The organism is Janthinobacterium sp. SUN033, from assembly GCF_030397595.1.
Lineage (GTDB): Bacteria > Pseudomonadota > Gammaproteobacteria > Burkholderiales > Burkholderiaceae_D > Janthinobacterium > Janthinobacterium kumbetense.
The window spans coordinates 328808-353310 of record NZ_JAPQNV010000003.1 but is presented as its reverse complement, the minus strand read 5'-3'; the positions used below and the strand labels follow the sequence as shown (position 1 = coordinate 353310).

The following is a 24503-nucleotide window of genomic DNA, read 5'->3' as shown; positions in this document are numbered from 1 at the left end:
GCGTGGCAGTGAGGACAATGCTGGGGAACCGCTTGATCTCATCCCGTATTTTTCCGGCCCGAGGCCTGACGCATTTCAAGGTGGGGCGGGAGCGCGCCGCTGTGCGCTCCCGCTGCCGTGCCTGGCGTGGGTGCCCTGCTTCAGACGATGAAGTTGGCCGCCGTCAGCTGCGTGATGTTCACCCCGCTCAGCAGCACCAGCGCCGTGTCGATGGCGTTGGCGTTGCTCAGGTCACTCGAGTGGTACACCGTCACGGCGCCGCTGTTCTGCGCATCGGCGATGACGATGTAGCCCTGGCCCGACAGGACGCTGTTGTCGGCCGCGATGGCGCTGGCTGCCGCGCCGATCGACACGGACGTGCCATCGAAGATGAACAGGTTGTCGTTGCCAAAGTCCGTGCTCAGGTTGACGCCCACCGCCACCGCTGCCGTCAGGTGGGCGATGGCCGACATGTCGATCACGTCGCCGCCGGCGGCCGGCAGGCCGGTGCTGAAGTCGCTCACCGTCAGCGGGTTGTGCAGGGCGTTTTGGCTCAGCACGAACAGCTGGCTCGCATCCGTCAGGTCGGCGTGCGCCTGGGCTGCCGCTGCCGCTGCGGCCGCGGCATTTGCCGACACCGTCAGCGAGTTTGCATCCGTCAGGTCCGCCTGCGCCTGCGCCTGCAGGGCGGCGGCGGCGGCCGCATCGGCAGCCAGGTGCAGGGCGGTGGCGTCCGTCAGGTTGGCCGTCTGCGCCGCAGCCAGGGCGGCTGCCGCAGCCGCATCGGCGGCCTGGGTGAGCGCCACGGCATCGGTCTGGTCGGCCAGCGCTTGCACGGCGGCGGCGTGGGCGGCGTCCGCCGCCGACACCACGGCCAGGGCGCTGGCGTCCGTCTGCGCGGCCAGGGCGTTCGCTTGCACCAGGGCCGCATCGGCTGCCTGCGCGTCGGCGTTGGCCTGGGCCGCTGCCGCATCGTCCGTGTAGGCCGCATTGGCATTGGCATGTGCCTGGGCCGCTGCTGCCGCCGCGTTGGCGGCGGCGACATCGTCCGCTTGCGCGGCCTGGAAGGCCAGCAGCGAGGCGGCGGCCTGGGCCTGGGCCAGCGGCGCGGCCGCATCGGCGGCATGGGCGGCCAGCGCGGCTGCGGCCGCATTGTTGGCGTTGACGGTGGCCGCTGCCGCTGCCGCATCGTCGGCCTGTGCCTGCTGCGTGATGGCCAGCGAAATGGCGGCCTGGGCTGCTGCGGCTGCCGCGGCGTCATCGTCGTTCTGCGCCGCGGTGGCGGCGGCCAGGGCGGTGGCTGCCGTTGCCGCCGTGCTGATGGCGAGGGCATCGGCGGCGATGGCTGCCGTGTGCGCGGCGGTGGCGGCGGCGGCATTTGCCGCAGCCTGGTTGGCGGCCGTGTCGTCGGCTTGTGCTGCCTGGGCGGCGAGCAGTGCCGCTGCTGCCGCCGCGGCGCTGGCGGTGGCGGCAGTATCGGCGGCGGCTGCGGCAGTCGCTGCTGCTTGTGCGAGGGAGGCGGCGGCTGCGGCGTCCGCTGCGGCCTGGTCGTCGGCGACGGCGGCGTTGTGCGCTGCCTGGGCGTTGGCGGCGTTGGCCGCGGCCAGGGCGGCCGCCGCGTCATCGGCCTGTGCCGCTTGTGTGGCTGCCAGGGTAATGGCGGCCGCGACGGCGGCTGCCGCGGCGGCGGCATCGGCGTCGTGCGCGTTTTGCGCCGCCAACTGGGCGGCGGCGGCTGCAGCTGCGGTGGCGGCGACGTTGGCGTCAGCGGCGAGGGCCGCGTTCAATGCCAGTTGCGCATTCGCTGCTGCCGTGGCGGCCGCTGCTGCCGTGGCGTCATCCGCCTGGGCATTGAGCGTGGCGGCCAGCGAGATGGCTGCCTGCGCCGCCGCCGCTGCCGCGACGGCATCGGCGTTCTGCGCCGCGACGGCCGCCGCATGCGCGGCTGCCGCATTGTTGGCGGCCGTGACGGCCGCTGCATCGTCGGCCTGGGCCGACGCCAGCGCCGCATGGGCGGCTGCCGCATTCGCGTCGGCCTGGGCTGCCGCATCGGACGCATTTTGAGCGGAGATGAGGAGGTTCAGCTTGAGCGTCTTGTCATTGTCGGCGTCCAGGGCGTTGGTATCGGCCGTTACCGCCGCGTTCAGGTTGGCGATGGCCGCGTTGAGCGCCGCATGGGCATTGAGGGCGGCCGTGTCGGCCAATTGCGCCGCCAGCGTGGCGGCTGCCGACAGGGCCGCCGTGTGCGCGGCACTGGCGGCCGCATCGTCGGCGGCCAGCGCGGCGCTGGCTGCGGCCAGTGCATTGTTGGCCGCCGTGGCGAGGGCGGCCAGGCCGGCGTCGGCCTGCAGCGCGGCGTCGGCAATGACTTGCGCGGCCGCTGCGGCGGCTGCCGTGCTTGCCGCCGTGGCGTCGGCGCCCAGGGCGGCATTGGTGGCGGCGAGCGAGGCGCTGGCCGTCAGGATTGCCGCGTTGAGCGCCGTCGTGGCCGCATTCAGGGCCGCTTGCGCATTGTTGGCCGCCGTGGCCGCTGCTGCGGCGACGCTGTCGTCGTTCAGGGCCTGGTTCAGGGCGGCCAGTGCGGCTGCTGCCGCCGCCGCCGTCGTGCCGACGGCCAGGTCGGCCGCCTGCGCGGCCTGTGTGGCGGCCAGCGAGATGGCCGCCGTGAGGGCGGCGGCTGCTGCTGCGGCATCGTCCGCCTGCGCATGCTGCGTGGCGGCGGCCGAGATGGCGGCGACGGCGGCGGCAGCGGCGGCGGCCGTATCGGCGGCGGTAGCGGCCGCAGCGGCGGCCGTGGCGTTGGTGGAGTTGAGGACGGCGGCAGCGGCGGCCGCATCGTCAGCCAGTGCCTGGTTCAGCGCGGTCAATGCATTGGCGGCGATGGTGGCGGCGCTGGCGGCCGCATTGTCGGCCAGCTGTGCCGCTTGCGCGGCCGCTTGCGAGGCATTGGCGACGGTGGCGGCCGTGGCGGCGGCCAGATCGTCGGCAACGGCGGCGGCCGTGGCTGCATTGGCCGTGACGGCAGCCGCGGCGGTAGCTGCCGCATTCGCGTCGGCGGCCAGGGCCGCATTCAGGGCGGCGAGGGCATTGGCTGCCGTCGCTGCCGTCGCGGCGGCGGCGGCATCGGCCGCTTGCGCTGCCTGCGCCGCTGCCAGCGAGGTGGCGGCCACGCCAGCGGCGGTCGCCGCGAGAGTGTCGTCCAGCTGCGCCGCCGTGGCGGCGGCCTGCGAGGTCAGGGCCAGCGTGGCGGCGGCGGTGGCGGCATTGTCGGCGGCAATCGCATTGTTCAGCGTGACCAGCGAGGCGGCAGCCGTGGCGGCCGTCGAGGCGGCAGCCGCATCGTCGGCTTGCGCCGCCAGCGCCGCCGTGTGCGACAGGCCGGCCGTGGTGGCGGCCACGGTGGCGGCCAGCGCGGCCACCAGGTCGAGTGGATGGGCGGCCGAATAGGCGGCAGCCGCAGCGGCGCTCGCGGCATCGTTGTTGGCGATGGTGGTCAGCGCGGCCGCGTCCGTCAGCGCCGCCTTGGTGGCGGCCACGGTGGCGGCCGTGACGTCGAGCGTATGCTGGGTGCCCAGCACGACGGCGTCGGTCAGGCCGGCGACGGTGGCGGCGGTCGCGGCGGCCGTGGCATTCACGGTCGCCACCAGGCCCAGGGCGACGGCGTCCGTCAGGCTGGCCGTTGTTTGCGCGGCGGTGGCGGCGGCCGCATCGACGGTGGCCGTCAACCCCAGGGCCACGGCATCGGTCAGCGCGGCGGTGGCGGCAGCCGTGTTGGCGGCAGCCGTGGCGGCCGCCGAGACGGTGCCCAGGGCAACGGCGTCCGTCAGGTTGGCTGTCGTGGCAGCCAGGCTGGCGGCCGTGTTGGCGGCCGTCGAGACGAGGCCCAGCGCCACGGCATCGGTGAGGTTGGCTGTCGTCTGCGCCGTGGCGGCGAGCGCCGCATCGGCCGTGGCGACGAGGCCCAGGGCTGTGGCGTCCGTCAACGAGGCGGTGGCGGCGGCCGTATTGGCGGCCGTGGTGGCGGCGGCCGAGAGCGTGCCCAGTGCCACCGCATCGGTCAGGTTGGCAACATTCGTCGCCGTATTGGCGGCGGCGGCCGCCGCGGCGGCGGCCAGGCCCAGGGCGGCAGCGTCCGTCAAGTTGGCCGTTGTCAGCAGGGTGGCGGCCAAGGTGGCATCGGTGGTCGAGATCACGCCCAGCGCCGTGGCATCCGTCAGCGCCGCCAGGCTGGCGGCCGAGGCGGCAGCCAGGCCATCGGCGTTGGAAATGAGGCTCAGCGCGATGGCGTCCGTCTGGCCCGCCGTCGTGACGGCTGCGGCGGCGGCCGCATCGGCGGTCGACGACGCCACGGCCAGGGCCGCGGCATCGGTCTGGCCGGCCACGAGCTGTGCCGCGGTCAGGGCGTTTTGCGCCAGCGTATTGGCGGCCGTCAGTGTGCTGACGGCGGCCTGGGCGGCAAGTTCGGCGGCGGCATCGGCGGTGGAGACAAGGCCCAGTGCGCCGGCATCGGTCAGCGCGGCGGTGGCCGCTGCTGCCGTGGCGGCAGCTTGGGCCGCCGCCGCGGCGCTGACGGCCGAGATGTCGATCCCGCCCAGCAGGGCGGCTGTTTCCGCCGCCGAGACGGCAGCGGCAGCGGCGGTGATGAGCGCATCGGCATTCGTCAGTTCGGCGGTGGCCTGCAGGCCGGCCGCCGCTAGCGCATCGGCGGCGGAGATGCCGGCGAGGAAGAGGGCGTCCGTCAGGCTGGCATCGGCATCGGCGCCATCGGCGTCGAGCTGCAAGGCATTGACGGTCGCCGTCAGGTCGACGACGCTGGTCTGCCCGGCCGTGACGTTGGCGGCCAGGGCGGCGAGGTTGGCCAGGTTGAAGGCATTCAGGGCGACGTTGACGTCCAGCAGGCTCGCTTGCGAATGGGCGGCCGCCGCATCCGCGTCCGCCTGGTCGGCAGCTTGCTGCAGAGCAACTACATCGGTCTGACCGGCCACTGCCTGGGCATTCGCGGCATCGCTGGCCGCCGCCGCATCGGCAGCGGCCAGGGCGGCAGCGTCCGTCTGGTCAGCGGTAGTTTGCGCCGCCAGCGCGGCGGCAGCGTCATTATCTGAGACGATTTGCAGCGCGGCCGCATCGGTCAGCGCCGCTTGCGTGGCGGCGGCGGTCGCGGTGTTGGCGGCGGCATCGGCCGTGATCTGCAGGGCGGCTGCGTCGCTCAGGTTGGCTGTCACCACGGCGTTGGCGGCGGCAGTGGCGGCAGCGGCGGCAGCGATGTCGAGCGCGGCGGCATCCGTGTTGCCGGCCAGGGTGGCTGCTGTCGCCGCTGCGGCGGCATCGGCGCTGGAAATCAGGGCCAGCGCTGCCGCGTCGGTCAGGTCGGCCTGCGCCTGCGCCGCATCTGACGCCAGGGTGGCGGCATCGGCGATCAGCCCCAGGGTGGGCGCGTCCGTCATGTTCGCTTGTGTCTGCGCATTTGCGGCGTTCGTGGCGGCCGCATCGGCGGCGGCCTGCAGGGCCACCGCATCGGTGGCGTTGGCGATCGAGGCATCCCAGGCGGCTGCGCCGGCGGCGGCGTCCGCTGCCATGGTCAGCGTCACGGCGTCGGTGAGTCCTGCTTGCGTGCTGGCCGACGTAGCGGCATTCGCTGCCGCCGTGGCGGCGATGCCCAGTGCCGCGGCGTCGCTGGCATTGGCGTTGATTGCCGCATTCGCTGCCGCGGTAGCGGCCGCATTCGAGGCGGCGGTCAGGGCGACGGCATCGGTGGCGGCGGCCACGCTGGCGGCCGCGGCGGCGGTGGCCGCATCGGCATCGGAGATGACTGTCAGGGCGGCGGCGTCCGTCAGGCTGGCCTGTATGCCGGCCGTGACGGCGGCATTAGCGGCGGCCGTGGCCGCCAGGTCCAGCGCGGCGGCGTCCGTGGCATTGGCCAGCGCCGTGGCGGCAGCGGCGGCGGCGGCATCATTGGCCGAGATGACGCCCAGCGCCGCCGCATCGGTCAGCGCTGCCTGGGTATTGGCGGCGGTGGAGACGACATCGGCCGCATCGGCGATCAATTGCAGTGCGGGGGCGTTGGTCTGGTCCGCTTGCGTCTGTGCCGCATCGGCAGCGGCGTGCGCGGCGGCGGCGTTGGCGGCGGCCGTGACGGCAGCCGCATCGGCATTTTGTGCCGACGTGGTGGCGGCCAGCGAAATGGCGGCGGTCGCGGCAGCAGCCGCGGCCGCGTTGTCGTCGGTCGTGGCAGCCGTGGCAGCGGCTTGCGCACCGGGCACGGCGGCTGCCGTGCTGGCGGCCAGCACATCGTCGCTGGTGGCGTTATTGGCTGCGAGCAAGGCTGCTGCCGCTGCAGCTGCAGCGGCGGCAGCCTGCTGGTCGGCGAGCGTGGCCGCATTCGCCGCTGCCAGCGCAGCTGCTGCCGTGGCGGCGGCTGCCGCGGCGGCGGCATCATCGGCCAGGGCATTGCTGGCCGCCGCGACCGCTGCTGCTGCAGCCAGCACGGCCGCGTCGGTAATGGTCGTGGTCGTGGATTGATTTCCCGTGCTACCGCCGGTCGAGCCGCCCGTACCGCCGGTGCCGCCCGTTCCTCCCGTGCCACCGGTTCCTCCCGTGCCCGTGCCGCCAGTGCCCGTGCCACCGGTGCCAGAACCGCCAGCCGCGGCACCGCCTCCGCCACCGCCTGCTGCGGCGGCTACCAGGCCAAGGCCGCCGAGCGCGCCCAGCACGCCAAGTCCGCCCAGGCCGCCTGCAGCGCCGGCGCCGGCGCCTGCACCCGCTCCAGCTGATGCTCCTGCGACATCCACGACGCTGCCGCTGGGGATGCCGGCGGCGCCCGCGCCCGCGCCGGTGCCTGCCGCGCCCGCGGCGCCGCCGTTGTTGTCGCTTTGCGACGTGCCGGGATCGGCACTGCCATTGCCGGCCTGGCCTGCGGCCGCACCGCCGCCACCGGCTGCCAAGGCGGCTGCCGCCACCGCTGCGGCCGTGCCCAGGGCAGCGGCATTGCCACTATCGGCGCTTCCCGTGACTTCCACGACATTTTCAGGCGGCATGGTCGAGCTGGCATCGGCCCCTTTTATCAGCTCGTCTTCGTCATATTGCTTGCGGTCGCCGTTTTTCGGATTGACCGCTTTTTTAGCGGGCGTAGCGACCTTGACGCCAGCGCCTTCGGCATTGACGGGAACTTGTGCTGGATTTTGGGTGGTGGCCATTTGAAAATCTCCGGAAGAAGGTTATATGTTCGTTCAATTTTTTAAGATATTAAAAAATCAATAATGTGTTTCGTTTCCTTGCTTACTCCGGCGTGGCTTGGGCCGTGGTTGAAATTGGGTATTGCCGATGCAGATGGTGAAAGTAAAACATAACTGGCAAAAAAACGCTGGCGTAATGGAACGTCGGCCCTGAAATATTTAAAATGCCATTTTTGCATTTGTTTTGCATGGCGTTATTTTCTTGCATCCTGTTTTTCCGATAACTGGCTTGCCAGCCGATACACCTAGAAAGATAGCGGTATTTGCATGCAGGCCGCACCAGCTCTCACTCTGATGGTAGTTTCAATTTTGAAACTTTCAATTCAATTTTTATCATTTTTCATGACTCTATTCTGTCAAGCTTTGCGCAAGTGAATAATCACGGATTGTCACGGAATGGGACTTTTAGGCTGAATCCGCTACCCGGTTGCAGTGTTTCTGCGCCTTTCATCGAAAAAACCCTATCGCTATCGAATTGCTAGTTGTTGCTTTTTTGTATGGTGATTATCAAATTTGATTGGTAATAAAATGCGATAGAAATAATTATTTGTAATTTTTATATCGAACTGATGCTATCGAATGAATAGTCGTTATTCAGGGAGGGAATTTTTTAATAATCACTATCAGAAAGGTAGTTATTATTTTCAGATGTTTTGCCAGCGCAGAAATAGAAAACGCCCCGACGGGCGGGGCGTTTTTGACGGGGAAGAGCTAGTGCGCTGTCAGCCTTCCTCGCGCCAGCTGCGCAGGCGGATGGCGGCGTAAATCAGTGCCGCGCCTGCCGCCGCGCCGAGCCAGACGGCCGGCAAGGCGAGGCTGGACCAGGAATTGCTGAACACATCGATGCGTGTCATGTGTGATCCCCCCTCTGCCAGGGCGTGCATGCGCGGCAGCAGTTCCGGTTCGAACAGATACCAGCTGCCGGGGAGGGTGCCCAGCAGGGCGCGTCCGATGACATTCATCTGTACCCAGCTGACATCGCTTTCCGTCTGCGTCAGCTTGCCGGCCCAGACTGTCAGGATGAGCAGCAGCAATGGCACGCCGACGGCCCACAGGAAGACTTTCGACTTGGCCCAGCTCGATACCATCAGCAGCCAGCCGACAGTCGGCAAGGCCCACAGGCAATACACGGGCAGCAAGCCAAACACGCGCAGCGGTCCCAGGTACAGGCCGGAAGAGCCCAGCAGTTCGGCAAACACGTGGATGCCGTTGGCCGCCAGCACGCCGCTGAGGATCAGGATCAGGGCCAGCGACGTCAGGCTGGCGGCAGCGGCCACGATCAGCGGCGCGACCAGCAGGGCGATGGCCGCTTTCGACAGCACCGTCTGCGCATCCGAGATGGGCAGCGATTTCCAGAACAGCACGCTGCGGTCGCGGCGGTCGTCATGCAGGGCGCTGAGGCAATAGAAAAATACGAGGAAGCCCAGCGCCAGGAACAGCGGTGCGGCCGCGTACGTATAGTTGTTGGCGACGGCGTCGATGATTTCCGTGCGGCGCGGGCCAAAGGTGCGCGTATTGAAGACGGTGCTCCAGGAAATTTCCTCGCCATTGACGATGAGCGCCGTGTGCATTTTGGTCTTTGCGACGGTCGCGGCCGCCATCAGGGCGCCCAGCACCGTCATGACGACGCCGATCAGGGCAGGCGTCCACACCAGCATGCCCTTGTGTTCCCACAACTCGCGCCGGAGCAGCCATTGCATCTTGTTTACAGGGGAAATGCTCATTGGTACGATCCTTTCATGGTCGCGACAAACAGGTCAGCCAGGCTGGGCGTGCGTACTTCGCCGAGGGCAGCCAGCTGGGTGCGGGCGACGCCATCGAACAGCATCACGGACTTGCCGAACACGCTGCGTTCGCTGATCGGCTGCAGGGCGCGTGCCGGATTGACGTGCTGCGGGCCCACCATCACCTCGATATAGCGCTCGCCCACCTCTTCCATGCTCGAGGCCAGCACGATCTTGCCGTCGCGAATGAACATCAGGTCGCTGAGGATGTGTTCCACTTCCTCGATCTGGTGCGTGGTGATGACGATGGTCTTGTTTTCATCGAAGTAGTCTTCCAGCAAGTTCTGGTAGAACTGCTTGCGGTACAGGATATCCAGGCCCAGGGTCGGCTCGTCGAGCACCAGCAGTTTGGCGTCGATGGCCATCACCAGCGCCAGGTGCAGCTGCACCACCATGCCCTTCGACATGGCCTTGACCTTCATCTTCGGCGCCAGCTTGGTGTGGGCCAGGTAGCGTTCGGCCTTGCTGCGGTCGAAACGTGGATGCACGCCGGCAACGAAATCGATGGCGTCGGCTACGCGCAGCCAGCCCGGCAGGATGGCCACGTCGGCGATGAAGCACACGTCGTCCATCAGCGCGTCGCGCTGCACGCGGGGATCGCGCCCCAGCACGGACAAGTCGCCATCGAAGCCCGTCAGGCCCAGGATGGCTTTCAGGGTGGTGGTCTTGCCGGAACCGTTAGGCCCGATCAAGCCGACGATGCGCCCCGGCGCGATATCGAAGCTGATGTTGTCGATGGCCACCTGCTTGCCATACTGCTTGCGCAGGCCGCGCGCGCTGATGACGCTGTCCTTGTTCAATGCATTCATGCGTTCTCTCCGTGTGCGCCGCCGTCGCGGCTCGCTTGCAGCAGTTGATCGAGATCAAGGCCCAGGCGGGTGATGTGTTCCAGCAAGGCTGGCCATTCTTCGCGCAGGAAGCGTTCGCGTTCGCTGGCCAGCAATTTGTCGCGGGCGCCTTCCAAGACATACATACCGAGTCCTCTGCGTTTTTCCACCAGGGCATCGTCGACCAGTTCCTGGTAGGCGCGCGAGACCGTGATGGGATTCAATTGATAATCGGCCGCCACTTGGCGCACCGACGGCAAGGCGTCGCCGGACTGCAGCACGCCATCGAGCATCATGCCCACCACCCTGGCCTTGAGCTGGCGGTAGATGGGGCTATTGTCGTTCCATTCCGCGCTCATGGGATGCGCTCCGACAAGGGCGGGGCGGCGCGGCGCGTAAAAAGTGCTGTAGGCATCGAAGCTCCGTGATGTATTGGGTTGGTGTTGTAGTGAACTATAACAGTGAAAATGCAAATGTCAACAGTTCGATGATTTCTAACCATGTGGAAACTATAATGTTGCGTGTTTGAAAAAATTATTTGATAGCTTCTGGCGAATATCGTCGCCACTTACCATGAAAGCAGCAATGATCAATCGATATGACGAGTTGCAAAACCTGTTCAGACGCGCCAGCTGTGGCATCGCCCTGCTGGCCGGACTGAGCGCTTGCGGCGGCGGTTCCAGCAGTGGCACGGCCATGCCCGTAGCACCTGTCGAAACGCCACGATACCTGCTGGGAGGCACGGTCAGCGGCTTGCTGCCAGGCGCCAGCGTCGTGCTGGCAAACGGCGCGGATAAAGTAACCGTTACGGCCAACGGTGCGTTCAGTTTTGCCGGCAAGCTGGCGGCGGGCGCCAGTTATGAAGGCAAGGTCGACAGCGCCTCCGAGGGGCTGGGCTGCAGCATCGCGCAAGGCGCGGCGACCATGGGCAACGCGGATGTCAATACCCTGGCCGTGCGTTGCCTGCCGGTCGTGCTGGCAGGGGTGCAGGAGAAAATCCAAAAGATGGCAGGGATGGTCCGCGATGCCGCTGGTAACTACTATATCGCCGATGCGGGCAATCAGGTCATCCATAAAATGGGAATTGACGGCAGCTTGAGCGTATATGCGGGCGTGATGGGCAAGCGCGGCGTGGATGACGGCCCGGTGTCGAGCGCCACGTTTTCCTTCATCGAGGGTTCCCGTCTGGCAATTGATCGCCAGGCGAATCTCTATGTGAGTGACTACTGTCACGCCGTGCTGCGCAAGATCACGCCGGCCGGTGTGGTTAGTACGGTTGCTGGCCAGCGGCGCAGCAGTTGTGAGGTTGATGATCTTGAGCCAGCGTCTGCGTATGTAGATGGGCAGAAAGAGCAAGCCCGCTTTGGCTTGCCTGGCAGTCTGGCCATCGATGTGAATGGCGATGTGCTGCTGGTCGATATGCATAAAAACGCCATACGCCGCGTCGCTGCGAACGGCATGGTCAGCACCCTGGCGTGGACATTTGCTCCCATGCCTGAAGTCAGCAGCGACTTTCAAAGAGTGGGCCGACTTGCGCTTGATTCCGCTGGCAGCGTTTATTTTGCGGATGCCACGGGTTCTTATCTATTCCGCATCCAGAATGGCATGGCGGTCAAGGTGGCGGGGAACCGCTCGCAGAATTCTTCTGTCGACGGTATCGGTGGCGCTGCCAGCTTTTTCCGCATTCGCGGCATGCAGTTCAACCGCGATGACGAGTTATTGCTGGCCGACGGCGGCAGCATCCGGAAAGTGCAGGCAGACGGCAAGGTGACGACCTTGCTCGGTGCTGCCATGCCTGATGCGAACGGTCAGGCACCAGGCTTCAAACAGCTCACTGAAATGGTGCTGGAGCCTTCCGGTGCCATGGTCGTATATGACCTGGGCCGGCATATGCTGCGCAGGCTGGATCAGGATGGAAAGCTGTCGACCCTGCCGGCCTTGCCGGGACATATCGGCCTCGTCGATGGTAGTGGTGCTGCCACCCGCTTGACGTTGGGCTACGCGAGAGCCGTCGTGGCCGATAGCCCGGGGAATGTCTACCTGGCCGATGATGTCAACAAGGTCATCCGTCGCGTGACGCCCGATGGTCAGGTCAGTATCTTTGCGGGTATTGCGGGAAAAGACGGCGGGGTCGATGGCGGGCGTGGCACCGCGACCCTGGAGGGGCCGGTGGCCATGGCGTTCGACAAGGAAGGCAACCTGTATTTTGCTGACCAGTTCCATGGGCAGCCTCGGCTCGTGTTGCGCAAGATTAACAAGCAGGGCGAGGTATCTAGTATTGATTATTTGCCAACTTCGCATGGCACGCGCTTCGCGCTGGCGATCGACCAGCAAAACAATATTTATTGGGTGCACAATGCTGGCAATGGTATCTACCGGCTCCCTCCGGGCGGCGAGTTTGCCCTGTTTATGCCGTACGAGAATGCCATGAAGGCACTGAATGGAAAGACCGGCACGCGCGACTATATTTCAGCCGCCAGTCTGGCCGTCGACCGCCGCGGAGCGCTCTACTTTGAAGATGTCCAGCATCATGTGATCTTCAAGGTGGCACAGAATGGGGATGTCAGCCATTTTGCCGGCACTTCCTTGCGGAGCGATGGAAAGGATGGTCCGCCGGGAACCGGAAGTCTGATGGCTAGTGACTATTTTCCATTGGCAATAGATGCCAACGACAATCTGTACACGGGGAGCCAGGACGCGCTACGCAGAATTGACACCGCCGGTGTAATTTCCACGCCGCAACTAGGCTGGGGTTCTCCCGTACTGAGCACCTTCACCATTGGCAATGGCGTGCTGTATGGTTTTACCGCGCAGGCCGTGATCCAGACACCCTTGCCTTAGGGACGCAATTGCGCGGCTGGCGCATCCCTCAGCCGCGCCTGCAATTCCAGCGCATTGAACAGGGCGGCCCCGGACGCCGTGTTGTCGAAGATGCACCAGCTGTCCGCCTGCGGTTGTGCGTGCAATTCAGCGGCCAGCGCCGCCAGATAGTCGGCCGGGTAGTCGGAATAGTATATTTTCGGGCTGCCGTGCAGGCGCAGGTAGGCCACTTCCGTCGTCGGCACGTGCGGCCCCGGCTGGCCGGCGGGTGGATCGGCGCGCACGCGCGTGATGCGCTGCGTGGTCAACAGTTCGGTGGCCTCGGCCGCGAACCAGCCTGGGTGGCGCGCCTCGCAAGCGAGCATGCCGCCGAAGCGCTGGCGCAGCGCCTGAAAAAACTGCGCGGCCACGTCCGCCTCGAAATGCAGGCTGGGCGGCAGCTGCACCAGCACGCAGCCCAATTTATTTCCCAGTTGCGTGACTTCTCCCGCAAAGCGATCCAGTTCGGCCGCACAGTTGCGCAAGCGCCGTTCGTGCGTGATGCTGCGCGGCAATTTCACGCTGAAGCGGAAGTGCTCGGGTGTGCTGGCGGCCCAACGCGCGTAAGTGGCGCTCTGGTGCGAGCGGTAGAAAGAGCTGTTGATTTCCGCGCAGGGCAAGACCTGGGCATAGCGCTGCAGGTGGCTGCCATCGAGGGGGAAGCGGCTGGCGGCGGCGCTGGACAGGCTCCAGCCGGCCGTGCCGACGTAATGAGTATGCATGCTGCGATTACAGCAAGGTCAGGCGGGTTCGGCTATCGGAAAAACGCCCGTGCGGCGGTAGGCGACTGCCTAGTCGATGATGTCGCCGTTCAAGTCATGGCGCGTGATGTTGCCGTGCGCATCGATGGCGATCCAGCCGCCGCGCGGCTGTTGTGGCGGCGTCACGTCGCATTCCCAGTCGGGCAAGACATAGCGCAAGGTTTCGTCAACTTTATGCAGGGCGGGGCGGTGCGTATGGCCGTGGATCATGACGGTGCTCGCGTGTTCGGCAAATACTTGTGCTACGGCATCGGGCGTGACATCCATGATGTCCATGGTTTTTTCGCCATTGTGCTCGCGGCTGCTTTTGCGCAAGCCGTCGATGATCGCCTTGCGCTGCGCCAGCGGCATGGACAGGAACTGTTTTTGCCAGGCAGGCTGGCGCACCATGGCGCGAAACTCCATGTATTGGACGTCTTTCGTGCATTCGGCGTCGCCATGCAGCAAGACGATGCGCCGGCCGGCAAGCGTGGCCACGTGCGGTTCGCTGAGCAGGGTGGCGCCGGCGGCGGCGGCAAAGCCGGAGCCGACAAGAAAGTCGCGGTTGCCGGCGATCCAGTAGACGTGCACGCCCGCATCGCTGACGGCGCGGATGGCGGCCGTCATGCGCGCATTGAACGGGTCTTCCAGGTCATCGTCGCCAGCCCAGTATTCGAACAGGTCGCCTAATAGATACAGCGCTTGCGCATATTGCGCATGGTGTTCCAGGAAAGAAAGAAACGCCGCGCTGGTGCGCGGGTGCGAGCTCTGCAGATGCAGGTCGGAAATAAAGAGTGCGGCAGGCATTGTCATCGTTCAACGCTCCCAAAAAGTGATGTACATGGAGAGGCGCAAACGCTGCAATGCCTGTTAGTCATGGTGCAGTGGCCGAATTAAACTGCTTCGACTTTTTCGATGATGACGTCGGTGACTGGCACATCGGCGAACATGCCGGCGCGCGAGGTTTTCACGGCGCGGATGGCGTCGACGACTTCCTTGCCGTCGGTGACTTTACCGAACACGGCGTAGCCCCAGCCGTCCTGGCCTGGGTAGTCGAGGAAGCTGTTGTTCTTGATGTTGATGAAGAACTGGGCCGATGCCGAGTGCGGATCCGACGTGCGGGCCATGGCCAGCGTGTACGTATCGTTTTTCAGGCCGTTCTTGGCTTCGTTTTCCACGGTGGTGTCGGCTGGCTTCTGTTTCATGCCTGGCTCGAAACCGCCGCCCTGGATCATGAAGCCGTCGATGACGCGGTGGAAAATCGTGTTGTCGTAGTGACCGGCTTGCATGTAGGCCAGGAAGTTGGCAACCGTTTTCGGCGCTTTCTCGGCGTCCAGTTCAGCGGTGATCTTGCCCAGATTGGTGGTGATGATGACGGAGGTCATGATGATCCTTAATAAATTGGATGAATAATTGATTCAGCGGCGCCAGGCAGGCGGGCACCGCAAAAACGCTATTTTACAGTTTTGCGGGCGCTGTCTTGAGTAAAGTCGCCGATTCGATCACCACGGGGGTGACGGGCACGTTCTGGTGCGGGCCCTTGTCCGCCACGGGTACGGCCTTGATCTTGTCGACCACGTCCATGCCGCTGACGACTTTGCCGAACACCGTGTAGCCGAAACCGTCGCGGCCAGGGTAGTCGAGCGGGCCGTTGTCGTTGACGTTGATAAAGAATTGCGCGGTGGCCGAATGCGGGTCGCCCGTGCGCGCCATGGCGATGCTGTAGGTCACGTTCTGCAAGCCGTTTTGCGCTTCGTTCTTGATCGGCGCTTTCGTCGGTTTCTGCTTCATGTTCTTGTCGAAGCCGCCGCCCTGTATCATGAAGCCATCGATGACGCGGTGAAATACGGTGCCCTTGTAGTAACCGCTGTTGACGTACTGCAGGAAATTGGCCACGCTTTTCGGTGCTTTTTCCTGGTCCAGTTCCAGCACGATCTCGCCCATGCTGGTTTTCAGGGCCACGTGCGGCGTTGGGTCGACGGCGGTCGCCGGAGCGGCTGCCACGACGGCACTGCCCAGGGTCAGGCCGGCAAACAGGGTGCAAAAGCGGGCCAGGAAAGACAGGCGTTTCGATTTGATTTCTTGCATGAAGGCGTCCTTGATCGTTATTTTTCTTTAAACTTGCTTTAATTGTAAAGAAGTGAAAATTCGGTTGAACATCGTAAAAACCTGATTCATATCGGGCCAGTATGGTTTTTATCAATGTTATACTTGACCGCTAACGCCCTAATTCTAACAAACAAGAACAACAATATAGCGGGTCGTACAGTCTTCGGCGCACACGGCAGTTCTGTGGCGCGGCACCCCCGGTGTCCGCGCCTGTCTGTCGTTTTGCCAGGCTGGCGACCGCTCCACTTGCAAAGCACGATGAGCAATCTAAAGATTTACAACACCCTGGCTCGCGAGAAGCAGGTATTCGTCCCGATGGAAGCGGGCAAGGTTCGCATGTACGTGTGCGGCATGACCATCTACGATTATTGCCATATCGGCCATGCGCGCATGATGATGGCGTTCGACGTCATTTACCGCTGGCTGAAGGCGTCCGGCTTCGACGTCACCTATGTGCGCAACATTACGGACATCGACGACAAGATCATCCGCCGCGCCGTGGAAAACGGCGAGACGATTTCCCAGCTGACGACGCGTTTCACCCAGTACATGGATGAAGACACGGCCGCGCTGGGTATTTTGACGCCCGACCACACGCCGCGCGCCACCGAATACGTGCCGCAGATGCTGCGCCTGATCGAACAGCTGGAAGCCAAGGATTTGGCTTACCAGGGCGCGGATGGCGACGTGAACTATGCCGTGCGCAATTTCCCCCACTACGGCAAGCTGTCGGGCAAGTCGCTCGACGACCTGCGCGCGGGAGAGCGCGTCGACGTCAACACGGGCAAGCGCGATCCGCTCGACTTCGTGCTGTGGAAGTCGTCGAAAGAGTCGGAGCCGGAAGAAGTCAAATGGGATTCGAAGTGGGGCAAGGGCCGCCCGGGCTGGCATATCGAGTGCTCGGCCATGTCGTGCGCCTTGCTCGGTGAACAATTCGACATCCATGGCGGCGGCGCGGACTTGCAATTCCCGCACCACGAAAACGAGATCGCCCAATCCGAAGGCGCGTTCGGCCATACCAGCGTCAATTACTGGATACATAACGGTTTCGTGCGCCTGGACAATGAAAAAATGTCCAAATCGCTGGGCAACTTCTTCACCATCCGCGAAGTGCTGCAAAAGTTCGATGCCGAAGTGATCCGCTTCTTCATCTTGCGCGCGCACTACCGCAGCCCCCTGAATTACTCGGACGTGCACCTCGACGACGCGCGCCTGTCCCTGACCCGTTTGTACACGGCGCTGGCCGACGTGGCGGTGGAAGAGGGCGCCATCGACTGGAGCGAAGCCCATGCCGTGCGCGTGCGCGAAGCGATGGATGACGATTTCAACACGCCGCTGGCCGTGGCCGCCCTGTTCGACCTGGCAACGGAAGTCAACAAGAGCAAGTCGCCCGCCCTGGCCCGTCAATTGAAGGGGCTGGCTGGCGTGTTCGGCTTGCTCGAGCGCACGCCGCAGCAATTCCTGCAAGCAACCGTCGGCGCCGCTGACGGCGGCCAGGATGAGGCGGCCGGCATCGAAGCGGCCATCGCGGCGCGCAGCACGGCGAAAAAGGCGCGCGACTTTGCCCAGTCCGACAAGATCCGCGCCGAATTGTTGGCTGCGGGCATCATTCTTGAAGACAAGCCTGACGGCTCGACCAACTGGCGCCGCGCATGATGCCAACGTCCAGGGAAAACGGGGAAGCCCCGGTGGCGGCGCAGGTGATCCAGGTGCCGCATTACTGGGAAGAGGCGAAGATCGAGCTGATGAAGCGCGACCGCATCATGAAAAAGCTCATCCCGCAATTTGGCGACCTGCACCTGGTCGGTCATAGCGACCCGTTTACCACCCTGGCCCGTTCGCTGGTGGGACAGCAGATCACGCCCAAGGCGGCGGATGCTGCCTGGAAAAAGCTGCTGCTGGCTTGCCCGAAATGCACGCCTTCGCAAGTATTGAAGGCAGGCGCCGAGCAGTTGTCCGCCTGCGGTTTGTCCAAACGCAAGACCGAATACATCCTCGACCTGGCCGACCATTTCAAGGCCAAGCGCGTGCACGCGAGCCAGTGGGACCAGATGGATGACGAAGCCGTCATCGCCGAACTGGTGCAAATCCGCGGCATCGGCCGCTGGACAGCCGAGATGTTTCTGATATTTAATCTGCTCCGGCCGAATGTCTTGCCGCTCGACGACCCCGGTTTGATCCAGGGCATCAGCGTCAATTATTTCTCCGGCGAACCAGTTTCCCGCAGCGATGCGCGCGAAGTTTCCGCCAATTGGGAACCGTGGCGCACCGTGGCGACGTGGTATTTGTGGCGCAGTCTCGACCCTGCAGCCGCCCCTGCCGCATCCGATACAGCCCCCGGCGCACCAGCCGGTACGGTAAAATAAACATAGATGACGCCGCGCGCCCTGGCGCCGTGGCCGGTAAAACCTGGAGGTACAATGACTAAAACGACTTTCCTCAATTTTGAACAGCCGATCGCGGAACTCGATTCCAAGATCGAAGAGTTGCGCTTCGTGCAAGACGATTCGGCCGTCGACATCTCGGAAGAGATCGACCGCCTGGCCAAGAAGAGCCAGCAACTGACCAAGGATATCTACGCCAAGCTGACCCCTTGGCAAGTGGCGCAGATCGCGCGCCACCCGCAGCGCCCCTACACCATGGATTACGTGAATGAAATCTTTACCGATTTCCACGAATTGCATGGCGACCGCAGCTACGCGGACGATTTGTCCGTCGTCGGCGGCCTGGCCCGCTTCAACGGCCAGCCGTGCATGGTCATCGGCCATCAAAAGGGCCGCGACACGAAAGAGCGCGCCATGCGCAATTTCGGCATGCCGAAGCCGGAAGGCTACCGCAAGGCCATGCGCCTGATGAAAGTGGCTGAAAAGTTCAACTTGCCTATCTTTACCTTCGTCGACACGCCAGGCGCCTTCCCCGGCATCGACGCGGAAGAGCGCGGCCAGTCGGAAGCCATCGGTCACAACCTGTACGTGATGGCGGAACTCAAGGTGCCGCTGATCGCCACCATCATCGGTGAAGGCGGTTCCGGCGGCGCGCTGGCCATCGCCGTGGGCGATGCCGTGCTGATGCTGCAATACTCGACCTATGCCGTGATCTCGCCGGAAGGCTGCGCCTCGATCCTGTGGAAGAGCGCCGAGCGCGCCTCCGACGCGGCCGAAGCGCTGGGTCTGACGGCGCACCGCCTGAAAGCCATGGGCCTGATCGACAAGATCATCAACGAACCGCTGGGCGGCGCCCATCGCGATCCGAAACAGATGGCGACCTTGCTGAAACGCGCACTGGCCGACACCCTGCGCCAGTTCCACGGCATGAAAACCAAGGACTTGCTGGCCGCGCGCCATGAAAAACTGCTGAGCTACGGCAAGTTCAAGGAAACCACGCCGAGCGAGTAAACCATCGCCGGCGCAGGCCGGCAGCAAGAACACCAGGGACAGGCAGCCAAGCGATATCACTCGTTTGGCCACCTGTCCCTCTTTGCATTCCAGGAGTCTTATGAAAAAGCAACAAAACGCCACCGTCGCCGACATCTTCGCCAGCGCGCTGGCAACCTGCGGACCGCAAGCCGGCGAAGCGGTCGGCATCGCCCTCAGCGGCGGCCTCGATTCCTCGGCCCTGCTGCATCTGGCGCATGCCTGGGCGCAAGAGCACGGCGTGGCCCTGCACGCGTTCCACGTGCACCATGGCCTCAGCCCGAACGCGGATGCGTGGCTGGCGCACTGCGCGCAGTTGTGCGCCGGCATGGGCATCGCCTTCGAGGCACGCAAGGTCACGCTGGAAAAGAATGCGAAGACGGGCACGGAAGAGGCGGCCCGAAAGCGCCGTTACGCGGCCCTGGGCGAGCTGTGCGCCGCGCACGGCGTGCGCCTGCTGCTGACGGCGCACCACCAGGATGACCAGGCTGAAACGGTGTTGCTGCAATTGCTGCGCGGCTCCGGCACGGCGGGCTTGTCCGGCATGGATGGCGCCAACAGCGCGCCCGAGCTGCTGGGCAACCCGGACCTGGTGATGGCGCGTCCGCTGCTGCCCGTGTCGCGCCGGCAACTGGAGGCGTACGTGGCGAAACATGCGATCGCGCATATCCACGATGAGTCGAACGACGATCCCCGCTTTGCCCGCAATGCATTGCGGCACCAGGTGATGCCCGTGCTGGCGCAGGCGTTTCCCGGTTTCCAGGAGCGCTTCGCCCGCAGCGCCCAGCACGCGCAATCGGCGCAGCGCCTGTTGACGGAACTGGCGACGCAGGACCTGGCCGCCTGCCTCGACGGCGACTGCATCGAACTGGCGAAATTGCGCGCGCTGAGCGCGGACCGCTGCTACAACCTGCTGCGCCACTGGTTCGGCACGCGCGGCTTGCGCATGCCGTCGACGGCGTGGCTGGCGGAAATGCTGGCGCAGCTGCTGGAGGCGCGGCCCGATGCGCAATTGCTGGTCACGCATCCCGAATGCCACGTGCGGCGCCACCGCGACCGTTTATATCTGACGCCGAAGCTCGATGACCTGGCCGGCATGCGCGAGCGTGACGACGCGGGCATTCCCGGCCTGGAAAAAGCCGGCCAGGAGTTTGCATGGAAAGGCGAGGCGAGCCTGGCCTTTCCCGCGTATGGCGGCGTGCTGCATTTCGATGCGGTGGACGAGGGCGGGCAGGGCATCGATATTGCCTGGTTGCAATCTCAAACCTTGACGATCGATTTCCGCCAGGGCGGCGAGCGCCTGAAGCTGGCCTTGAACCGTCCCACCAAGAGCTTGAAATACCATTACCAGGCGTTTGATGTGCCCGCCTGGGAGCGCGAACGCCTGCCCCTTGTCTGTGCGGCGCAACAATTGCTGTTCGCGGCGGGGATTGGCCTCGATTGCCATTGCCTGAGCCTGCTGGATCGTCCCCGCGTGGCCTTGCGCTGGGTCTCCTGCTGAGCGTAAGGGCAGCCGCCACGGCCACTCCCGGGGTGGCTGCCAAGCGGCTGCTCAAGCCAGCTGGACTGCATGGATTGGTTATTTCCATATACGCAATCGGTATGAGCTAATGCGCTTTTTAGCTTGTTATTTTGCATTGCGGCATGTAGAGTAAAGCCCTCCTTTTTTATTCTTCTTGAGCGGAAACTTCACTCTTATGGCTTTAATCGTCCACAAATATGGCGGTACGTCGATGGGCTCGACTGACCGTATCAAGAATGTCGCCAAGCGCGTTGCCAAGTGGCACGACGCCGGGCATCAAATCGTGGTGGTGCCATCCGCCATGTCGGGCGAAACCAACCGCCTGATTGGACTGGCCAAGGAAATCATGGATCAACCCGATCCCCGTGAACTTGACATGATCGCCTCGACAGGCGAACAAGTGTCCGTCGGCCTATTGTCGATGGCACTGCTGGCGATCGGCAAACAAGCCGTATCCTATGCTGGCTGGCAAGTCGCGATCAAGACCGATTCCGCCTTTACCAAGGCACGCATCCAGTCGATCGATGACGAAAAAGTCAAACGCGACCTCGATGCGGGCAAGATTGTCATCATTACCGGTTTCCAGGGCGTCGACGAACACGACAACATCGCGACCCTGGGCCGCGGCGGTTCGGACACCTCGGCCGTGGCGATCGCCGCCGCCATGCAGGCGGCCGAATGCCTGATCTTCACGGACGTCGACGGCGTCTACACGACCGACCCGCGCGTGGTCTCCGAGGCGCGCCGCCTGAAGACCATCACCTTTGAAGAGATGCTGGAACTGGCTTCGCTGGGTTCCAAAGTGCTGCAGACGCGCTCGGTGGAATTTGCCGGCAACTACCGCGTTCCCACGCGCGTGCTGTCGTCGCTGACCGACCCGATGTTGCCGCTGGAAATAGAAGCCAATTCAGGCACCCTGATTTCGTTTGAGGAAGATACAAACATGGAACAAGCAGTCATCTCCGGCATCGCCTTCAACCGCGATGAAGCCAAAATCACCGTGCTCGGCGTGCCCGACCGTCCAGGCGTGGCGTACCACATCCTGGGACCGGTGGCGGACGCGAACATCGAAGTCGACATGATCATACAGAATCAGTCGGTAGACGGTAAAACGGACTTCACCTTCACCGTCTCGCGCGGCGAATACACGCGCGCGCTGGCCGTGCTGGAAGCGAACCGCGAATCGCTGGGCGCGGCCAGCATCACGGGCGACGCGAAAGTGTCGAAACTGTCCGTCGTCGGCGTGGGCATGCGCAGCCATGTCGGCGTCGCATCGCAAATGTTCCGCACCTTGTCGGAAGAGGGCATCAACATCATGATGATCTCCACTTCCGAGATCAAGATCTCCGTGCTGATCGATGAAAAGTACATGGAACTGGCCGTGCGCGCGCTGCATAAAGCGTTCGAGCTGGAAAAAGCTTAAATATCCAAAAATATTGCCCCACGCCCTTGACCAAAGGGGGGGCAATCGATATTATGACGTTCGTCGCTGCAGCGCAGTTAGCTACAGAGACATAGTTGAGTAATCAGCTAGGAGACGTGGCCGAGTGGCCGAAGGCACATCCCTGCTAAGGATGCATACGGCTTATACCTGTATCGTGGGTTCGAATCCCACCGTCTCCGCCAGAATCAAATAAAAAAGCCTCCCCTGCGGGAGGCTTTTTTATTTGTCTGGACGGAACGGTGGAATTCGAAGGGCTGGGCCGTGCCGGCCCAGCCCTCTCCGAATCGCCCAATCACCGCGCTCCGCGCGGGCCGTTGGCCGCGCAGCGGCCAACGCCGTCCCCCCATCTCAGGCTCCAGCAGCCAGCTCGCCCGTCGGCCCCAGTTACCTCAGCAATAAATACAACAAGTGACTTAGTGTGAGTATTGACTCTTTGTCATTATGGATAATGGCAATGTTATTAATAAAAATACGCATGCCCAGCCATGTTTCCATTGTCCAGTCCAATCGAGGAGTTGTCATGTCCCACCGCCTTCCCCGCAGGTACGTGTCGCTGTGCCTGGCCGCCATGCCGTTCGCTTGCAGTGCCGCCTTCGCCGCGGAAAGCACGGTCAATCTGAATGTCGACCTGAGCCTGCAGTCCGTGCCCAAACTCGAGCTGCGCCTGCTGCAGGAGCCGCCGAAGCTGAAGGCGCGCGCCAGGCCCGCCACGCGCGCGGCGAGCAAGCGCGACGAGTACGAGAAAGCGTACGACCTGTACATCCGCTATGCCAACGGCAGCATCTATAACCCGACCACGGCCAAGCATGACAAGGTGCGCCTGCGTTCCTACCAGCAGACGGACGGCCTGGCGCTCGATGGACGCGACGAGAATGCGGCCACCTTCATGGCGCCCACCGTGGTGATGGCGCCGGGGCAAACCGTGCGCTTCAAGCTGCATAACCAGTTGCCGGCGCTGCCGGACGAGCAGTGCGCGACGAGCGATATCAATGCAGCGCGTCCGCTTGGCTGCTTCAACGATACCAATCTGCACTCGCATGGTCTGTGGGTCTCGCCCTCGGGCAATAGCGACAACGTGTTGATATCGATCAAGCCTGGCGTGGATTTCGAGTACGAATACAATATTCCCATCGACCATCCGGCCGGCACGTTCTGGTATCACCCGCACCAGCATGGCGCGACGGCGATGCAGGTCGCCAGCGGCATGGCCGGCGCGCTGGTGGTCGAAGGCGACCGTTATCCGAGCGCCACGGCGAATGGCGACCTCGATGTGATACTGAAGCCATTCCAGCCCGACGATGGCAGCGGCAGCGCCGGCGAGGTGATGCTGCTGCAGCAAATTCCCTATGACTGCCCCAGCAACAGCCTGACGCCGACGACGCCGTGCGCCACGGACGGGGTAGGCGTGCTGGAGGATTTCGGTCAGGTCAACGATCCGAATGCCTGGCTGAAGTCGGGCCGCTATACCTCCGTCAACGGCAAGGTGCAGCCGGTGCTGAAGATGAAGACGCAGCGCCTGTACCGCTGGCGCATGATCGACACGGGTTTCCAGGCAACCGTGGTGCTGCGCATCCGCCGCGCGAACGATCCGCAAAAGCTGTTCAAGGCGCTCAGCGTGGCCAACCAGGACAAGGACGTGATGGAGCTATGCGATGGCGAGGACGTCACGCAGTTCGAGGTGGCCAGCGACGGCTTGACGCACGACAGGATCATCCCCAAGACCTTGAACTACCTGCAGCCGGGCTACCGCAGCGATATCCTGTTCTCGCTGCCGAAAGCCGGCGCCTATTGCGTATATGCGGAAACCAACGTCAACAACATGACGACGATGCATGACGTCAACAACACGCGCCTGATCGGCGTGATCGCCGCCAGGACCAACGCCAAGGCATCCGCACGCGTCAGGTCGGGCGAGTCGCCGCGCGATTTCCTGCTGGCCGAGTTGCGCAATGCCGTCCAGAGCCTGCCCGGCGCCCAGTTGCCCGATAGCGTCAAGAGCACGATCCTTGGCGACCTGGAGAATGGTCTCAAGCTCGGCAAGTTCGTCCCGCATGCGGGCTTCAGCGCGGCGGCAAAGGACGCGATGCGCGGCAAGAAGAAGGAGTATGTGACCTTCAATATTGCCAAGTTGGGCGGCAAGGCCCGCTTCATGGTGGAAGGCAAGCCGGAAGACTCGCCGATACCCGAGCTGAAGTATGTCTATGACCCGCACCGCGTCGACCACACGCTGGTGCTGGGCACCGAGCAGATCTGGGAGCTCGCTTCGAAGAATGGCAGCCACCCCTTCCATATCCACGTCAACCCCTTCCAGATCATCGGCATTAGCCGCACCGACGGCGGCGCGGTCGATGCGCAATACAAGGACCTGATCGGCACGTGGAAAGACACCTTGCTGGTGATCGAAAAGCACAAGATCGAGATCGCCACGCGTTACCAGCGCTACATCGGCGAATACGTGCTGCATTGCCACATCCTCGAACATGAAGACCAGGGCATGATGCAAAACGTCAAGGTGGTACTGCCGGATGGCAAGGGCGGCGGCGACGCGGGCGGACACGGACACTGACCGTTCCTGGCGGCAGCGCGTCCGGCGC

The 24503-nt window shown here is 64.0% G+C and carries 15 protein-coding genes and 1 tRNA gene; 8 read left to right on the top strand and 8 right to left on the bottom strand.

What is annotated here, in order from left to right; genetic code table 11:
- Window positions 1-140: 140 nt before the first annotated feature.
- From OX460_RS14605 to OX460_RS14590, 4 genes are all read right to left on the bottom strand, one after another.
- A complete protein-coding gene (locus tag OX460_RS14605; protein ID WP_289899091.1) occupies window positions 141-7172 on the bottom strand; it encodes a hypothetical protein in 7032 nt (2343 codons plus the stop codon).
- Between the two features lie 761 nt (window positions 7173-7933).
- Complete coding sequence (locus OX460_RS14600; RefSeq protein ID WP_289899090.1) at window positions 7934-8935, bottom strand: hypothetical protein; 1002 nt, start codon at window positions 8933-8935, stop codon at window positions 7934-7936.
- A complete protein-coding gene (locus OX460_RS14595; protein ID WP_251351930.1) occupies window positions 8932-9804 on the bottom strand; it encodes an ABC transporter ATP-binding protein in 873 nt (290 codons plus the stop codon). The genes OX460_RS14600 and OX460_RS14595 overlap by 4 nt, the downstream gene beginning before the upstream one ends.
- A complete protein-coding gene (locus OX460_RS14590; protein ID WP_077402228.1) occupies window positions 9801-10181 on the bottom strand; it encodes a GntR family transcriptional regulator in 381 nt (126 codons plus the stop codon). The genes OX460_RS14595 and OX460_RS14590 overlap by 4 nt, the downstream gene beginning before the upstream one ends.
- Before the next feature lie 214 nt (window positions 10182-10395).
- Here OX460_RS14590 and OX460_RS14585 point away from each other — a divergent pair, with 214 nt between their 5' ends.
- Entirely contained in the window at window positions 10396-12663 is a 2268-nt protein-coding gene (locus OX460_RS14585; RefSeq protein ID WP_289899089.1) for a hypothetical protein, read from the top strand.
- On the opposite strand, the gene OX460_RS14580 is transcribed toward OX460_RS14585, so the two are convergent.
- From OX460_RS14580 to OX460_RS14565, 4 genes are all read right to left on the bottom strand, one after another.
- Window positions 12660-13403, bottom strand: a complete 744-nt coding sequence (locus OX460_RS14580) for a DUF72 domain-containing protein (RefSeq protein ID WP_289899088.1) — start codon at window positions 13401-13403, stop codon at window positions 12660-12662. The genes OX460_RS14585 and OX460_RS14580 overlap by 4 nt on opposite strands.
- 69 nt (window positions 13404-13472) lie before the next feature.
- Window positions 13473-14228, bottom strand: coding sequence for a UDP-2,3-diacylglucosamine diphosphatase (locus OX460_RS14575; RefSeq protein WP_289899087.1), 756 nt, complete (start codon window positions 14226-14228; stop codon window positions 13473-13475).
- Window positions 14229-14314: 86 nt separating this feature from the next.
- Window positions 14315-14806 (bottom strand): peptidylprolyl isomerase, encoded by a 492-nt coding sequence (locus OX460_RS14570; RefSeq protein ID WP_070221314.1) that lies wholly within the window; start codon window positions 14804-14806, stop codon window positions 14315-14317.
- A gap of 73 nt (window positions 14807-14879) precedes the next feature.
- Complete coding sequence (locus OX460_RS14565) at window positions 14880-15509, bottom strand: peptidylprolyl isomerase (protein ID WP_099664682.1); 630 nt, start codon at window positions 15507-15509, stop codon at window positions 14880-14882.
- A gap of 279 nt (window positions 15510-15788) precedes the next feature.
- Between OX460_RS14565 and cysS the strand changes: the two genes are divergently transcribed.
- The 7 genes from cysS to OX460_RS14530 all read left to right on the top strand — a co-directional run bounded on the left by cysS (window position 15789) and on the right by OX460_RS14530 (window position 24475).
- Window positions 15789-17186 carry a cysteine--tRNA ligase gene (gene cysS, locus OX460_RS14560; protein WP_289899086.1) on the top strand — a complete coding sequence of 466 codons (1398 nt, stop codon included), beginning with the start codon at window positions 15789-15791 and terminating at the stop codon, window positions 17184-17186.
- Window positions 17186-17896: a DNA-3-methyladenine glycosylase gene (locus OX460_RS14555; protein WP_077409058.1), complete on the top strand. Its 711-nt coding sequence runs from the start codon at window positions 17186-17188 to the stop codon at window positions 17894-17896. The genes cysS and OX460_RS14555 overlap by 1 nt, the downstream gene beginning before the upstream one ends.
- Before the next feature lie 54 nt (window positions 17897-17950).
- Window positions 17951-18925: an acetyl-CoA carboxylase carboxyltransferase subunit alpha gene (locus tag OX460_RS14550; RefSeq protein ID WP_034756951.1), complete on the top strand. Its 975-nt coding sequence runs from the start codon at window positions 17951-17953 to the stop codon at window positions 18923-18925.
- Window positions 18926-19025: 100 nt separating this feature from the next.
- Window positions 19026-20444 carry a tRNA lysidine(34) synthetase TilS gene (tilS, locus tag OX460_RS14545; protein ID WP_289899085.1) on the top strand — a complete coding sequence of 473 codons (1419 nt, stop codon included), beginning with the start codon at window positions 19026-19028 and terminating at the stop codon, window positions 20442-20444.
- A gap of 196 nt (window positions 20445-20640) precedes the next feature.
- The gene (locus OX460_RS14540; protein ID WP_099664679.1) at window positions 20641-21888 is read left to right on the top strand and encodes an aspartate kinase; all 1248 of its coding nucleotides are present in this window, start codon (window positions 20641-20643) and stop codon (window positions 21886-21888) included.
- A gap of 110 nt (window positions 21889-21998) precedes the next feature.
- Window positions 21999-22091, top strand: a tRNA-Ser gene (locus tag OX460_RS14535).
- A gap of 338 nt (window positions 22092-22429) precedes the next feature.
- Complete coding sequence (locus OX460_RS14530) at window positions 22430-24475, top strand: multicopper oxidase family protein (RefSeq protein WP_289899084.1); 2046 nt, start codon at window positions 22430-22432, stop codon at window positions 24473-24475.
- The last annotated feature ends 28 nt before the right edge of the window (window positions 24476-24503 follow it).